General features: G+C 58.3%; 13 protein-coding genes. 2 read left to right on the forward strand and 11 right to left on the reverse strand.

What is annotated here, in order from left to right:
• Positions 1–132: 132 nt before the first annotated feature.
• From PU683_RS14055 to sad, 9 genes are all read right to left on the reverse strand, one after another.
• Positions 133–1047, reverse strand: coding sequence for a bestrophin family protein (locus tag PU683_RS14055; RefSeq protein WP_277172441.1), 915 nt, complete (start codon positions 1045–1047; stop codon positions 133–135).
• Between the two features lie 314 nt (positions 1048–1361).
• On the reverse strand, positions 1362–2813 hold the full coding sequence (locus PU683_RS14060; protein ID WP_277172443.1) for a tagaturonate reductase: 1452 nt from the start codon (positions 2811–2813) through the stop codon (positions 1362–1364).
• Between the two features lie 116 nt (positions 2814–2929).
• Complete coding sequence (locus PU683_RS14065) at positions 2930–3454, reverse strand: GNAT family N-acetyltransferase (RefSeq protein ID WP_277172445.1); 525 nt, start codon at positions 3452–3454, stop codon at positions 2930–2932.
• 80 nt (positions 3455–3534) lie between these two features.
• Complete coding sequence (locus PU683_RS14070; protein ID WP_277172448.1) at positions 3535–4509, reverse strand: sensor domain-containing diguanylate cyclase; 975 nt, start codon at positions 4507–4509, stop codon at positions 3535–3537.
• A 212-nt stretch (positions 4510–4721) separates the two neighbouring features.
• Positions 4722–6158: a GGDEF domain-containing protein gene (locus tag PU683_RS14075; RefSeq protein ID WP_277172450.1), complete on the reverse strand. Its 1437-nt coding sequence runs from the start codon at positions 6156–6158 to the stop codon at positions 4722–4724.
• 105 nt (positions 6159–6263) lie between these two features.
• A complete protein-coding gene (locus PU683_RS14080; protein WP_277172452.1) occupies positions 6264–6629 on the reverse strand; it encodes a DUF4186 domain-containing protein in 366 nt (121 codons plus the stop codon).
• The gene (gene glsB / locus PU683_RS14085) at positions 6629–7555 is read right to left on the reverse strand and encodes a glutaminase B (protein WP_277172454.1); all 927 of its coding nucleotides are present in this window, start codon (positions 7553–7555) and stop codon (positions 6629–6631) included. The genes PU683_RS14080 and glsB overlap by 1 nt, the downstream gene beginning before the upstream one ends.
• A gap of 60 nt (positions 7556–7615) precedes the next feature.
• A complete protein-coding gene (locus tag PU683_RS14090) occupies positions 7616–9205 on the reverse strand; it encodes a methyl-accepting chemotaxis protein (protein ID WP_277172456.1) in 1590 nt (529 codons plus the stop codon).
• Between the two features lie 100 nt (positions 9206–9305).
• Positions 9306–10694 carry a succinate-semialdehyde dehydrogenase gene (gene sad / locus PU683_RS14095; RefSeq protein WP_277172458.1) on the reverse strand — a complete coding sequence of 463 codons (1389 nt, stop codon included), beginning with the start codon at positions 10692–10694 and terminating at the stop codon, positions 9306–9308.
• Positions 10695–10797: 103 nt separating this feature from the next.
• Between sad and ptrR the strand changes: the two genes are divergently transcribed.
• Positions 10798–11649: a putrescine utilization regulator PtrR gene (ptrR, locus tag PU683_RS14100; RefSeq protein WP_277172460.1), complete on the forward strand. Its 852-nt coding sequence runs from the start codon at positions 10798–10800 to the stop codon at positions 11647–11649.
• A 174-nt stretch (positions 11650–11823) separates the two neighbouring features.
• Here ptrR and PU683_RS14105 read toward each other — a convergent pair whose 3' ends face one another.
• Entirely contained in the window at positions 11824–12291 is a 468-nt protein-coding gene (locus tag PU683_RS14105; protein ID WP_277172462.1) for a GNAT family N-acetyltransferase, read from the reverse strand.
• Positions 12292–12440: 149 nt separating this feature from the next.
• Between PU683_RS14105 and PU683_RS14110 the strand changes: the two genes are divergently transcribed.
• The gene (locus PU683_RS14110; protein ID WP_277172493.1) at positions 12441–13385 is read left to right on the forward strand and encodes an L-lactate dehydrogenase; all 945 of its coding nucleotides are present in this window, start codon (positions 12441–12443) and stop codon (positions 13383–13385) included.
• Between the two features lie 42 nt (positions 13386–13427).
• On the opposite strand, the gene PU683_RS14115 is transcribed toward PU683_RS14110, so the two are convergent.
• The gene (locus PU683_RS14115; protein ID WP_277172495.1) at positions 13428–14219 is read right to left on the reverse strand and encodes a PhzF family phenazine biosynthesis protein; all 792 of its coding nucleotides are present in this window, start codon (positions 14217–14219) and stop codon (positions 13428–13430) included.
• Positions 14220–14344 lie beyond the last annotated feature (125 nt).

A 14344-nucleotide genomic window follows, 5' to 3' on the forward strand; every position in this document is an offset into this window, starting at 1 on the left:
GCAGTGACAGGCCAACGATAAACGTCAGCGCGAACGAGAAGGTTTTAACGGACTTTTCCATCGCATGTCCCTCTTTTAGATGACCTGAGCCAGGAGAGTGAAAAAATCTTACGGCTTACGCCCGCTATAAGTTTAGGTCAACTGGTAGTTTTTGCCCGGCGTCAGTTTGACCGGCAGATCGTCGGCGTCCGCCATCTGCAGCAGATCGATTTCAATCGCGTTGCAGTAGGCATCCAGCGGCAGGTCGTTATCCTCTTCGCCAAACGGATCTTCCAGCTCTTCCGCCAGCGTATCGAGTGAGATAAAGGTGTAAGAGATAAGCACCGAGATAAAGGGCGTCATAAAGTGCAAATCTACCACCAGCGCAAACGGCAGCATGATGCAGAAGAGATAGACCGTGCGGTGCAAAATCAGCGAGTAGGCAAAAGGCAGCGGCGTATTAAAGATACGCTCGCAGCCAGCCTGCACGGCGGACATATCGTGTAAGCGCTGGGTGATGCTGTGGAACAGAATATCCGACAGCGCCCCTTGCGCCCTGCGCTCGCCCAGCCACTGCCCCATCAACAGCAGGATGCGGTTTGCCGGCGAGTGGGCGTTTAAAACCTGGCGTAACTCATCAGCGGTGAGATATTTCGACAGCGTATCGCCCTGCGGCTTGCGTCTGAGAGTCATACGCAGCGCGTGGGCAAAAGCGAATTGCAGCTGCATAAAATGGCGGACGTCGCCCTCCTCGGGCAGCGTGGTTTTCACTTCCCGCAGCAGCGAGCGCGAGGCGATCATTAACTGCCCCCATAACAGGCGCGCTTCCGAGTAGCGGGCGAAGCAGGCGTTGTTACGAAAACCGAGAAAGATAGCAATTGCCACGCCGAGAATACTGAACGGCGCGACCGTCAGTTTGATGCCCAGCGAGGTGTACCACGGCAGCATCCAGATGACGGCGACCGAGAGCAGGAAGTTCATGGTCAGGCGTGATGCTATTTTTGGCAGGACGGAACCGTGCCAGACGAAGAGACGAGCAAGCCAGTGTTTTTCAGGGCGGACAATCATAATTATTCAGGGGAAAAGGAGCGCAGCGGCTATTAAACGTGATCGATGTCACAGTTGCAAGTTTGCTAATGGAATGTGACGCAATTTCGCTCTGTCAGACGAGGTCCCCGCACAGAAGTTGCTGAAACCTGTCATACCACTTTTTCAGAGTATGTTGTAACTAAAGGGTTCATTTTCAGGCCTCGTAGTTTTGCCGGATGGCGGCTGCGCCTTATCCGGCCTACGGAAGCGGGTTTAAAAATGTGGTGACGATGCGGAGTGGAAAATGCAGGCCGGATAGGCGCCAGCGCCATCCGGCATTTAACAGGCAGCGATCAGCAGAGCGGTTTTACCGCCTCGCGCATCCCGCGCTGCAGAATGGCGTCCAGATCCAGCGTCACCTGCTCCACCAGACCCGGCACGTTGCTCAGATCCTGCTCCCAGTGCTCGCTCACCGACAGCACTGCCCTCACCAGCTCGCGGGTGCTGATTTGATGGTCGCCATGCTGGGCCCACAGCTGCTGATAACGCTCAATCCAGTGCGCGTCATCCTGCACCGGATAAGGTTTCCCATCACGCTCGCTGCGATAGAAGGCAATCAGTGCGGCCAGCGCAAATGTCAGACGCGCAGGCAGTTTACCGCTGGCCTGCTGCCCCGCCAGCAGCTGCGGCAGAATGCGGGTGCGATATTTGGTCATGCCGTTGAGCGCGATAGAGAGCAGCTGATGTTTGATGTAGGGGTTACGAAAACGCCCGGTCACCGCGCTGGCAAACGACTCCAGCTCAGCGCGCGGCAGATCCAGCACCGGAATGATCTCCTGGTAAATGGCCTTCTCAACAAACTTAGCGATCCCGGCGTCACTCATCGCTTCGCCAACCGTATCGATCCCCGCCTGGAACGCGACCGGCACCAGCGCCGTATGCGCCCCGTTGAGGATCGCCACCTTGCGCTCTTTGTAAGGCTTGATGTCATCCACAATCAGCACGTTGAGCGGGTATTTATCCAGCCGCAGCTCCGCGGCCAGCGACTTCGGCCCCTGAATAACAAACAGATAGAAGTGCTCAGCGGTATCGAGGAAGGCATCCTGATAACCCAGTTCCGCCTCCAGCTTCGCTACTTCATCACGCGGATAGCCGGTGACAATGCGGTCAACCAGCGTCGAGCAGAAGCTGTTCGCCGCCTCAAGCCACTGGGTAAATTCCGCGCCCAGCTTCCACTCATCGGCATAACGCAGCACCAGTTCACGCAGCGCGTCGCCGTTATAATCAATTAATTCGCAAGGAATAATTATCCAGCCCTTATCCTGCGCGCCGGAAAAATGGCGGAAGCGTTCAAATAGCAGGCGGGTCAGTTTTGCCGGGTAGCTTACCGCCGGCGCATCATCGAATTTATCCCCTGCATGGTAGCTGATGCCCGCTTCGGTGGTATTAGAGAACACAAATCGGATATCCGGGTTGTGAGCCAGCTTCAGAAACGCGTCATACTGCGTATAAACACTGATTTCACGGTTCACGGAGCGGATAAGACGCGCTTCACTCACCGCTTCACCCTGCTCGTTGAGACCGCGAATAATGGTGGTGTAGAGGCCATCCTGGGTGCTCAGCGAAGGCGGAAAATCACTCGCGATTGGGCGAACCACCACCACACCGGCATTGAGGTCAGTGTGCTCGTTCAGCAGATCGATTTGCCAGTCGACAAAAGCGCGTAAAAAATTCCCTTCGCCAAACTGAATAATACGTTCTGGATAGTGAGCCCCGGGAAAATTGCGACGGTTTAATGTGTTCACAGTGGGTTCCTTTTTAGATTAGTCATACAACCTGGTGAGATTGGTGTAATAACTTACCAGACTTTACAACCATGAAACCCTGTTTTGATCAAAGCGGCGCGCCTTATTGAGGCCAGTTATATGAACTTGTAAAAAAGTGTCGTCGCCGTCACATTTCCATCCGGCATTAACGCATAACGCGGGATCTCACCCACTCGCTGCCAGCCGCAGGCGGTGTAGAAGCTCTCCGCCCCGCTGCCGGTCGCCGTATCCAGCACCAGCACGCTTTTGCCGTGCGCCTGCGCCTCACGCTCAAGCGCTGCCATCAGGCGACGAGCCAGCCCCTGACGCCGCGCCTTATCGTGCACCAGTAATTTCGAGACATCGGCGCGGTGCGGCTGGTTTTCCGGCTGTTCGAGCACCACCTGAACGGTGCCGACAACCTCACCCGCCTCATCCTGCGCCACCAGCACAATGCGCTCACCGCGCGATACGCTTGCGGCCACGCCGGACCAAAAATGATGTGCTTTTTCCCGCGAGAGCGGATGCATAAAGCTGACGGAGGCACCGCCGGCGACGCAGTTTTCCAGCACGCCGCACAGGCTGTCGATATGGGAGAGGATCGCCTCACCAGAGAGGCTATTGATAAGATAAGCGGTCATTGGGCTTCCTTGTAAAATGACCACTATTCAGCGCGGGACGGGTTAATTCAAGCGCTTCACCCATACCATTTTGTTATGGTTTAACGCCCGCGATTGTGGCGCGATTTCATGGCATACATCTTCTCATCCGCCTCTTTCATCCAGTTACGCAGATCGTCACCGCCATCGTGATTAAACTCGCTGACGCCCCAGGAGAAGCCAAGCTTCCACGGTTTACCGGATTGCTGGTTCCAGGCTTCAACCTGTTCGACCAGATGCTGCATCGCAATCCATGCGCCCTCTTCGTTGGTGTCGGAAAAGACAATCGCGAACTCGTCGCCGCCGTAGCGTACCCGCAGATCTGCTTCGCGCAGGCTGGCCGTCATCACCGCAGCCATTGCCTTCAGCGCCTCATCCCCTTCGCCGTGGCCGTAGGTGTCATTAATCTCTTTGAAGTTATCAAGGTCGATCCATGCAAGCGTTAAGGGCTGCGCGCGGCGGCGTGCGCCCACAATGGCGAACTTTGCCAGGTTATCAAAGCCACGGCGGTTAAAAAGGCCGGTTAACGCATCGGTGGTCGCCGCGCTCATCACCGCAAACTCATCTTCGACAATCATGGCGAAATCTTTCAGGGTGTCGATTTCGGCGCCGGAAAAGCCGCGCGCCGCTTTATCAATCACACACAGCGATCCCACCAGCGCACCATCCGGCAAGCGCAGCGGATAGCCAGCATAGAAGCGGATATGCGGCTCGCCGGTCACCAACGGGTTATCGATAAATCGCTCATCGAGATGGGTATCCTCTATGATCATCGCCGATTCAGACAAAATAACGTGACCGCAAAAGGAGATGTTGCGCGGCAGAGTCTGCTTTTCCACCGGGTAACCGCCGGTGGATTTGAAATGGAGGGTGTCCTCATCCACCAGCGTGATAAGTGCTGACGGGACATTGAACATGCGTTGTGCCAGGCGCGTTAAGCGGTCTAAACGGGCATTGACGCCACCCTCCAGCAGGCCGGAGTCATGCAATGACGTCAGGCGCTGTGCCTCATTAGCGGGAATCTCAGGTGTTTTCATAGAGTGCCGATCTCATCATTCTCAGTCTGGACCGCCGCGCACCAGTAAACGGGCGAGTAGACAACGGTTTACAGCATTAAGCGTAGCCTATTCGCCACGTTTGTCAGGGTGAGCGAATCCGCTACGTGCGACCGCGCGGGGCTAATAATATTGGCCTCAAAAATCAGCCGCAAGATATTTATAAGTTATTAATATTCATTACGTTGCTAATGTCACGTCGCGGGCGAGGCGGCCACCGCAGGGACGACGGTGTGGCTATCGGTCGTGCAGTTTCTGCCGCGCTTCTTCGAGCGGTAGAGATGCTCATCGGCCTCGGCCAGCAGTTCGTTGAACCCCTCTGTTAACTGGCGCGGGTCGGGCGTGCCGTGCCCGATGCCGACGCTCATCGTCAGATGCAGCGTCTGCTGCCGCCATGTAAAGAGGTGGGTTTCCACCGCCCCGCGCAGCGTCTCCGCCAGCGCTTTGCCCGCCTGTGCATCTTTGGTTATCGCCACGACCACAAACTCTTCGCCGCCCATGCGCGCTACCAGCCCGCGCTCGCCAAGCTCCTGCTGCACTTTTTGCGCGAACGAGGTCAGCACCCTGTCGCCACACTCATGCCCATAGCTGTCATTGACGCTTTTAAAGTAGTCGATATCCATCAGCATCACCGACAGGTGTTTACCCGTAAACCGCTTCTCATTTTTGCGCAGGGCTTCATACAGGCCGGAGCGGGAGTAAACGCGGGTGAGAAAATCAAAATCGGCGCGCAGCGAAACCTGGCGCATCAGGCGATTGATGGCTTCAACGCTGACCGAGACGATCACCGGGCAGATCGCCATTGTCGCCACGCCAAGCCGCGCCGAGAGCATCTGCGGAATATCAAACGGCGAGCGGACATGAATATCGATCTGCCCGCTGGAGACCAGAATAATCTCCAGCCCGCCGGTGAGCAGCGTCACCAGGCAGGTCAAAGGAAGGGAATAGCGCACCGCGCACCAGATCAGCGCCGGGAGCGGAAACGCCAGGCTTCCGGCACCGCCAATCACCACCGAGGCGGCCACCGACACCGCCAGCGCGAGGATCGGCATCACCTGCGGTAATGAGAAGCCCTTAAGCGCGCGCGGGCGCGTCATGGTCAGCAGGCACGGCAGGATCAGTACGCCCGTTGAGAACTGCTCGCCAAACCAGTCTGCCAGCAGCGGCCAGAAACCCTGACCGTTAATTCCCACCGATCCCAGCGCGCCAAAGAAGGCGCAGAGCAACGCGGCCACCAGACAGTAACTAAAGAGTTTCAGCGCATTGATCGGCTGTGGCGTCTTCGCCATCTGGTGCCGCTCCCAGCTAATTAGCTGCGCCATGGTGATGATAAACACCATATTGGAGAAGTTGATAATCAGCGACGCCGTACCCCAGCTGGTGGAGACGGCATCATAGGCCAGCATCGCAACATAGCTGATGACGTAGTAGTGCCAGCGGTGCAAAAACGCATAGCGGGCAAAAACACCGGCCATTACCGCATTCAGCGGCCAGAAGAGCGACAGCTCTTCGACCAGGCGCATCATCGCGCCGATAAAATAGAACAGCGTGGTCAGCACAAAAATCATTCCCGCGTTCATCAGCGGGGTCTCTGCCCTGAACGGACGCCAGGAGGACAACAAAGCACGCATCAAATCTCAATCCCTATTGCGGGCGGAGGGGGCAGCCCGAATGAGCGCAGGAAACAGCCTGAAGCTTAGCAGACTTTATTTTCGCCGCGCGGTGTTGCGCAATCGCTATCGGCGCGGCGTATTCATCTGAATCACCAGCCAGTGGTAAATAACATCAACAACATACTGCTGCTGCGCACTCGACAGCGGCTGGCCCTGAGCAATGGCGTGCCACTTCGCCAGACAGCCGCGACAGCAGGTAGCAGTGGCATGCTGGGCGATAAACACCGGATGACCGCGCATCGGCGTCTGTTTACCGTCATTCCTGGGCTGCGCAGGCGCAAGGCGTTGAGCGACGAAATCGGCAGCGTGTGCAGCAATCACTTCAGCCCCCTTCTCCTCGCAGTAGTGCCGCTCCTTTGCCCCTAAGCGGAAACGGGAGCGAAAGGTTGAGCGCCCAAGGCGGGCAAACAGCGCATCGAACTCTGCCATCAGTAGACCGATCTGCCCAGCCGCTGGCTGAGCGCTTCCAGCAGCGCGACACCCGCCAGCGAGTTGCCCGCCTCGTCCAGCTCCGGGCTCCACACTGCGATGGCCATTTCATGAGGCACAATCGCCACGATACCGCCGCCGACGCCCGATTTCGCTGGCAGGCCGACGCGGAAGGCAAACTCCCCGGCGTTCTGGTACATTCCGCTGGTCGCCATCAGGGCGTTGATCTGCCGCGCCTGCATCGGTGTCACCACCGGCTGGGCAAAATTTACCGCCTGGCCGCTCTGCGCCAGAAAGAGAAAGGTGCGCGCCAGCTCAGCGCAGCTCATCTTCAGCGCGCAGTAGTGGAAGTAGTTTTGCAGGACGGTGGTGACATCATTATGGAAGTTGCCGAAAGATTTCATCAGCCAGGCGATGGCGGTATTACGCGCGGCATTGTCGAACTCCGATCGCGCCACCGCCGTGTCGTACACGATATCGTCGACGCCCGCGAGCTTGCGCACAATCTCCAGCATGCGCTGGCGCGGCGCGCTGAGGCGGCTTTGCAGCATATCGCACACCACCAGCGCCCCGGCGTTAATGAAAGGATTGCGCGGCTTGCCCTGCTCAATCTCCAGTTGCAGCAGCGAGTTAAAGGGCTGGCCAGAGGGATCTTTGCCGACGCGCTGCCAGATCTCCTCCTCGCCATAGTGGTTCATCGCCACCACCAGGCTGAGCACTTTTGAGATCGACTGAATTGAGAAGCGCTCATCGGCATCGCCTGCCTGATAGTGCTCCCCATTGACGGTGCTGATCGCAATACCCAGTTTATTGCCGCTGACTGCTGCCAGCGCCGGGATATAATCCGCGACCTTTCCGCGTCCCAGCAGCGGGCGTACCTGAGCCACGATCGCCTCCAGCACGCCATTATCCATTACCGATGCCACTTTCACCCCTCGCCCACAGGCCAAATCGGGCTGCGAGTATACCAGAGCTGTTTTGCCGCGTCAGGCGCTGAGACGAAAACGCGCAACCGCTTGCATTAATACCTGCGAATCGTGATAAAGCTGCTCGGAGGCCGCCGCTGCCGTGGTCACCAGTTCGCCGGTGCGCCGCGCCACACTGTTGAGGGAGTGCAGCCGTCGGGTCATCTTATGGATGCTCTCGCCCTGGCTTAACGTGGCGGCAGAGATTTCACTCAATACCCCGCTCAGATGCCCGACCAGGCCGGTCACCTGCTGCAGGTTATCTTCAAGGCGGCTCACCGCCTGGGTACCATCATTGATCCCCTGCAGGGAGTGGTTAATCAGCTGCTGAATAGTTTGCGTCGAGTGGCTGCTTTTACGCGCCAGCAAACCCACCTCTTTCGCTACCACCGCGAAGCCGCGCCCGTGATTACCCGCATGCGCCGCTTCGATAGCGGCATTGAGCGCCAGAATGTTGGTCTGAAACGCCACGCCGTCGATCAGCGCGACGATATTGCGCATCTCGGCAGAGCGGTCAACAATTTCGCGCATGGATTGCGTCACCGTCTCCATCATCCTGTCGCCGCCCGCCGCCACTTTACGCGCTTCATCCGCCTGCTGGCGCGCCTCTTCGGCAAACCCCGTGTTCCCTTCAACGTGGGACTCCAGCGTGGCGATATGTTCGGTGACGTCATTCAGCTCCTGCGCCTGCTTCGCCGACTGCTGGTTCAGCGACTGGTTGCCCTCCGCCAGGTTACCGATGGTGCCAATCATTGACGCGGTGGCATCGCTCACCTGCATCACCAGCTGTTGCAGCCCCTGCTGCATGGTACCCACACTATGATTGAGCTGAGTGATTTCACGGTTGAAGCGCTGCACCGGTGGCAACGGCGTGCCGAGATCGCCTGCGGCAAGAATATTGATATGGGCAATCAGTGTGCGCAGCGGCGTGATGACCCAGCGCGACATGCCAAACCACACCAGCAGCGCGATGGCCACCAGCAGCACCGGGACCAGCATAAAGACCTGCTGCAAACGGCTGAGGCTGGCGAGCAGTGACTCTCTTCCCTGCTCGGCGTGCTGTGCGCCAGCCTGCTGAAAGCGGGCGTAGTTATCGTTGAAATCGGCCTGGAATGCCTGCGCCGGGACAGCAAAAAATGCGTCGATCGACTGGGTTTTTACCAGGCCGTCGGCCTGCTCTTTCAGCGCGCCATAAAAGAGCTGATAGCTGTTGACCAGGCCTTTATCTTCTGGCGGATTGAGCGCCTGGAAAGCAAGCCAGGCTTTACTGGACGCTGCAAGCGCCTGCTGGGTTTCCTCCATCAGGCTGTGCCAGCTCCCTTCCGACCCGGTCGCTTTATCCTGCATAAAGTAGACCCCGGCGCGGTTGAGTAGATCGCTTGCGGTGAGCAGCGCAATGCGCGCTTCGTCCGCCCGCACCTGTTGCAGATGCGCTTGTTGATTCAGGCTCTCATCGTGCTGCGCGCTGCGAAGCGACGCGGTAAGGAAAAAGGAGGAGGCGATTTGCAGGACGGAAAAGAGCGCGATGATGCAAAAAATCCCGGCCAACAAACCAAACTGCTGCGGTGCGATACGCCGAAAAATTCGGCGTAAAATTTGCGTTAAGCTCATGATATTCTTCTGTAACCACTAAGTTGCGGTGAGTCTACAAAAGGATCATGACACATCCATGACAGCCAGTAGTGACGCTTCCTGCCGGGGCACGTTTAGCTTACAGACGATCTTTCCACACGGTCTGAACATTGCAGAACTCGTGCAAACCAAAGTGGGAGAGTTCGCGTCCGAAACCGCTCTTCTTCACGCCGCCGAAAGCCACGCGCGGATCGCTGGCACTAAAGCCGTTGATAAACACGCCGCCGCACTCGAGGTTATCGGCAAACCACTCGGCCTGCGCGCTGTCGGCGGTAAAGACCGTGGCCGAGAGGCCGAAGTCGCTGTTGTTGGCAAGCTCCAGCGCATGCTCAGCATCGCGGGCGATGCCGATCGCGGCAACCGGGCCAAACAGCTCCTGGCGAAACGCTGTCATCTCTGGCGTAACGTTGGTCAGTACCGTCGCAGGGTAGTAGTTGCCGCTGCCCGGCCTCTTTTCGCCGCCGAGTCGCAGTGTCGCCCCCTCGTTGATACTCGCCTCAACCTGGGCGTGTAGCTCATCGCGCAGATCGAAGCGCGCCATCGGCCCAAGATAGTTCTCCTCTATTTCCGGCGCACCTTGCTGAAGCGCAGCCGCAGCGGCGACAAATTTTTCGGTGAACGCTTCGGCGATCCCCTCTTCGACAATGAAGCGTTTCGCTGCGGCACACACCTGCCCGGTGTTCTGATAACGTCCGGCCACGGCGGCTTTTACCGCCAGATCGAGGTCTGCATCGTTGAGCACGATAAAGGGATCGGAGCCGCCCAGTTCAAGGACGCATTTTTTCAGCGCCGCACCGGCCTGGGCACCGATTGCCGCACCGGCACGCACGCTGCCGGTGACGGTGACGGCGGCAATACGCACATCGTTGATCGCCTGGCTGACGCCTTCGTTCGTCGCGTTAACCCAGCCAAAAACGCCCGGCGCAAACCCGGCTTCGCTAAACAACTCGCCAATCAGCGCCGCAGAGCCGAGCACATTTGGCGCATGTTTTAACAGATAGCTGTTGCCCGCCAGCAGGATCGGCACCGCGCCTCGCAGCACCTGCCACAGCGGGAAGTTCCACGGCATCACCGCCAGAATCGGCCCCAGCGGACGATATTCAATGCGCGCACGCTGCGCTTCAACCTGGGTGGCTTCACTGCCGAGCATCATCGGACCCTGTTCGGCGTACCAGTCGCACAGCTCGGCAGATTTCGCCACTTCCGCCCGCGCCTGCAGGATCGGTTTGCCCATCTCTTCACTTATCATCTGCGCCATCTCTTCTGCGCGGTTACGCAGCACGACGGCCAGATCGCGCAGCTTCTGCGCGCGGTCATTGACGCTGACATTGCGCCACTGCCGGTAGCCGCTATCGGCCAGCGCCAGCGCACGGTCAACCTCTTCACGGCTGGCCCACGGCGTGGCGCGCAGGGTTTCGCCCGTCGCCGGGTTAATGGAGAGTGCATAGGGGGTTGCAGACAGAGACATTATTTTTCCCTCAATGATTTCAGAACTTGCATTAGGGTGACGCAGTTTGCTATTTCTGAAAACTGAATAATATTAACCACACCATTCACATTCCGAGAACAACATGGATTTAACCCAGCTTGAGATGTTTAACGCCGTGGCGCAGACCGGCAGCATTACCCAGGCCGCGCAGAAGGTGCACCGCGTGCCGTCCAACCTGACGACGCGCATTCGCCAGCTGGAAGCGGATCTCGGCGTCGATCTTTTTATCCGCGAAAATCAGCGCCTGCGTCTGTCGCCTGCCGGACACAGCTTTTTACGCTACAGCCAGCAGATCCTCGCGCTGGTTGATGAGGCGCGCATGGTGGTGGCGGGCGACGAGCCACAGGGGTTGTTCTCGCTGGGCGCGCTGGAGAGCACCGCCGCGGTACGTATTCCGGCGACGCTCGCCGCTTATAACCAGCGTTACCCGCGTATTCAGTTCGATCTCTCCACCGGCCCTTCCGGCACCATGATTGAGGGCGTGCTTGAGGGGACGCTGAGCGCGGCGTTTGTTGACGGGCCAATTATGCACCCGGGGCTGGAGGGTATTCCGGTCTATCGCGAGGAGATGATGATAGTCGCCCCCGCGGGCCATGAGCCGATTACCCGCGCTTCGCAGGTGAACGGTGTCAGCATTTATGCGTTTCGCGCCAACTGCTCCTACCGCCGCCATTTTGAGAGCTGGTTTCAGGCCGACCGCGCCACCCCGGGGAAAATTCACGAGCTGGAGTCTTATCACGGCATGCTGGCCTGCGTGATTGCCGGGGCGGGGCTGGCGCTGATCCCACGCAGTATGCTGGAGAGTATGCCCGCCCATCAGCAGGTCAACGCCTGGCCGCTGGCGGAGGAGTGGCGCTGGCTTACCACCTGGCTGGTGTGGCGGCGCGGCGCGAAGAGCCGTCACCTCGAGGCGTTTATCGCCCTTTTGCCGTAACGTTTAGTTCCGTGCGGCCTGCGGTGCCGGATGGCGCGTTACACGCTTATCCGGCCGACAGGAAAGGTGCGGCTGAAACCGCGTAGGCCTGATAAGCGTAGCGCCATCAGGCATTGTCTCCCGGACACCCATTGCCGGATGGCGGCTTCGCCCTATCCGGCCTACGTTTGCGCATCAGGCAACGTCTTCGCGCAACGGCTTTTGCATAAACACGCTTAACGGATCGGGCTCATAGGGGGCGAAGGCCTCGCAAATCTGGTATCCGCAGCGCTGATAAAGTTTCACCGCCGCGTGCTGCTCAATGCCGGTCTCCAGCCGCAGCGTGTGACACCCCCTCTCGCTCGCTGCCTGCTCCAGTGCGGCAATCAGCTGCTCACCCAGTTTCTGCCCGCGATGCGTCGGGTCGATAAACACCCGCTTCATCTCCGCGCTGCCATCTTCATTAAGCAACACCGCACCGCAACCAACGGCATGCTGCTGATGCACGATTTTGCGCAGGATCAGCGTCTCTTCAGCAAAGGAAGCAAGGTCAACGAGATGGTTGCTCTCTGCCGGATAGAGCGCGCTCTGGTAGCGGTCGAGAGCGGCGATAAGCGCAATCACCTCCGGCTGCGTGGCGGTGGCATCAACAATACGGTACATAGCGGCTCCTTATAGTTATCACCTTGTTAAATTAGCGAAAAGAGCGTGGCTTAACTCATATGAATAACCTATAGATTCGCGACAATATTGCACCCCGCCAATAACAGGCTGTACTTTACGCACGAGATTATTCTGACAATGGAAGCGCCATGAATACAAAAGCCCGCAAAGTGATGATTATCGGCACCGGGAATGTCGGTGCGTCTGCCGCTTACGCTCTTTTAAACCAGAACATTTGTGAAGAGCTGATCCTGGTGGATGTGAATGCCCAGCGCGTAGAGGGACACGCGCAGGATCTGGCGGATGCCGCCGCGTTTATGCCGGGGATGATGTCGATCTCCACCCGTTCCATTGAGGCGTGCGCGGATGTTGATATCGCGGTGATCACCGTCTCAGGCGGCGCGCTGAAGCCCGGCCAGACGCGGCTTGATGAACTCGCCAACACCGCGCGCATCGTTAAAAACATCGTGCCCACAATGATGGCGAACGGCTTTAACGGAATTTTTCTGGTGGCAACCAACCCTTGCGACATCATTACCTGGCAGGTGTGGTCCCTCTCCGGCTTGCCGCGCAACCAGGTGATCGGCACCGGCGTCTGGCTCGACACCACCCGTCTTCGCCGTCTGCTGGCGCAGGCGCTGGATATCGGCCCCCAGAGCATCGACGCATTTATTATGGGCGAACATGGCGATACGCAGTTTCCGGTCTGGTCGCACTCATCGATCTATGGCTCGCCCATCGCCGATGTCTATCAGCAAAAAACCGGCCAGCCGCTGGACGCGGATGCACTGGCGGATCGCGTGCGCCGCCACGGCTTTGAGATCTTTGCCCGCAAAGGCTGCACCGAATATGGAATTGCCGGCACGATTGCCGAGATATGTCGCAATATCTTCACCGGCAGCCACCGTGCGCTGGCGATCTCCTGCATTCTTGACGGGGAGTATGGCGCGCATGAGGTGGCGATTGGCGTGCCGGCGGTGCTGACCCACAGCGGCGTGGAGCAGATTATCGAGCTGCGATTAACCGAGGACGAAGTGGCGAAGTTCAACCACTCGGTCGAGGTGATCAAAGCCAATATCGCGCGCTTGCCTTAACAGCTGCGCGCTGCGGGGGCGCTATCGCCCCCGGTAATTTCGCTAGCGCAAGTAGACTTTACCGATCGAATAGAGCGTGGCCTGGCCACCAATCAACACGCGATCGCCCCGCCACTCGCAGCGCAGATCCCCGCCGCGCGCCGAGACCTGGCGTGCCTGCATCACCGTTTTACCGAGCTTCTCGCCCCAGTATGGGATCAGCATGCTGTGCGCCGAGCCGGTGACCGGATCTTCGGCCACCGATTCCCCGGGGCAGAAGAAGCGGCTGACAAAATCATACTTCTCCCCCGGCGCCGTGACGCAGACCATTTTTCCCAGCTGTTTCATGGCGGCGATATCAGGTTGCAGGGCGTCGACCTGCGCCTGGCTCTCCAGCACCACCATAAAATCACGCCCTTCGTACACTGCCTGCGCCTGGCCAATGCCCAGCGATTCCAGCAGCAGCGGCGGTGGGTTCTCCACGCGTTGGACTCCCCACGCCGGGAAGTTGAGGGTAAGCCAGTCCCCGTTGCGCGCAACGGTTAACTCCCCAACAAAACGGGTAGTGAAGCGGATCTCCGTCTCTGGGTAATCCAGATATTCGAAGATGACGTGAGCGGCGGCCAGCGTCGCATGGCCGCAGAGATTGATCTCATCCTGCGTCGTAAACCAGCGCAGCTCGAAGCCGCTGTCGTTGCGCACGAAAAAAGCGGTTTCCGATTGGTTGTGCTGCTGCGCCATTTTCAGTAACAGATCGTCCGGCAGCCATTCGGTGAGCGGACAGACCGCGGCGGCGTTACCGCCGAAGGTGTGGTCGCTGAAGGCATCGACCAGATAGAAGTCAATTGTGTGCACTGTTTTTCCTCATCTTTTCTTCTGTTCTGACGGCAAACCGCCAGCGGCGCAATCGCTATTTCTTCGCTGAATGAAAAATGAGATCTCCATCACAAAAAGTTTGTCTTTCCGCCGACAAAAGCATT

Origin of the sequence: Candidatus Kosakonia sp. 282A-S69, assembly GCF_029433855.1 — a bacterium.
Classification (GTDB): domain Bacteria; phylum Pseudomonadota; class Gammaproteobacteria; order Enterobacterales; family Enterobacteriaceae; genus Kosakonia; species Kosakonia cowanii_A.

Bases quoted from the DNA above. Each gene is read 5' to 3' on its own strand.
- PU683_RS14090 (WP_277172456.1), bottom strand. From the start codon at position 9,205: ATGAGCTTAACGCAAATTTTACGCCGAATTTTTCGGCGTATCGCACCG.
- PU683_RS14080 (WP_277172452.1), bottom strand. From the start codon at position 6,629: ATGGCAGAGTTCGATGCGCTGTTTGCCCGCCTTGGGCGCTCAACCTTT.
- ptrR (WP_277172460.1), top strand. From the start codon at position 10,798: ATGGATTTAACCCAGCTTGAGATGTTTAACGCCGTGGCGCAGACCGGC.
- PU683_RS14075 (WP_277172450.1), bottom strand. From the start codon at position 6,158: ATGCGTGCTTTGTTGTCCTCCTGGCGTCCGTTCAGGGCAGAGACCCCG.
- sad (WP_277172458.1), bottom strand. From the start codon at position 10,694: ATGTCTCTGTCTGCAACCCCCTATGCACTCTCCATTAACCCGGCGACG.
- PU683_RS14110 (WP_277172493.1), top strand. From the start codon at position 12,441: ATGAATACAAAAGCCCGCAAAGTGATGATTATCGGCACCGGGAATGTC.
- PU683_RS14070 (WP_277172448.1), bottom strand. From the start codon at position 4,509: ATGAAAACACCTGAGATTCCCGCTAATGAGGCACAGCGCCTGACGTCA.
- PU683_RS14065 (WP_277172445.1), bottom strand. From the start codon at position 3,454: ATGACCGCTTATCTTATCAATAGCCTCTCTGGTGAGGCGATCCTCTCC.
- PU683_RS14055 (WP_277172441.1), bottom strand. From the start codon at position 1,047: ATGATTGTCCGCCCTGAAAAACACTGGCTTGCTCGTCTCTTCGTCTGG.
- PU683_RS14105 (WP_277172462.1), bottom strand. From the start codon at position 12,291: ATGTACCGTATTGTTGATGCCACCGCCACGCAGCCGGAGGTGATTGCG.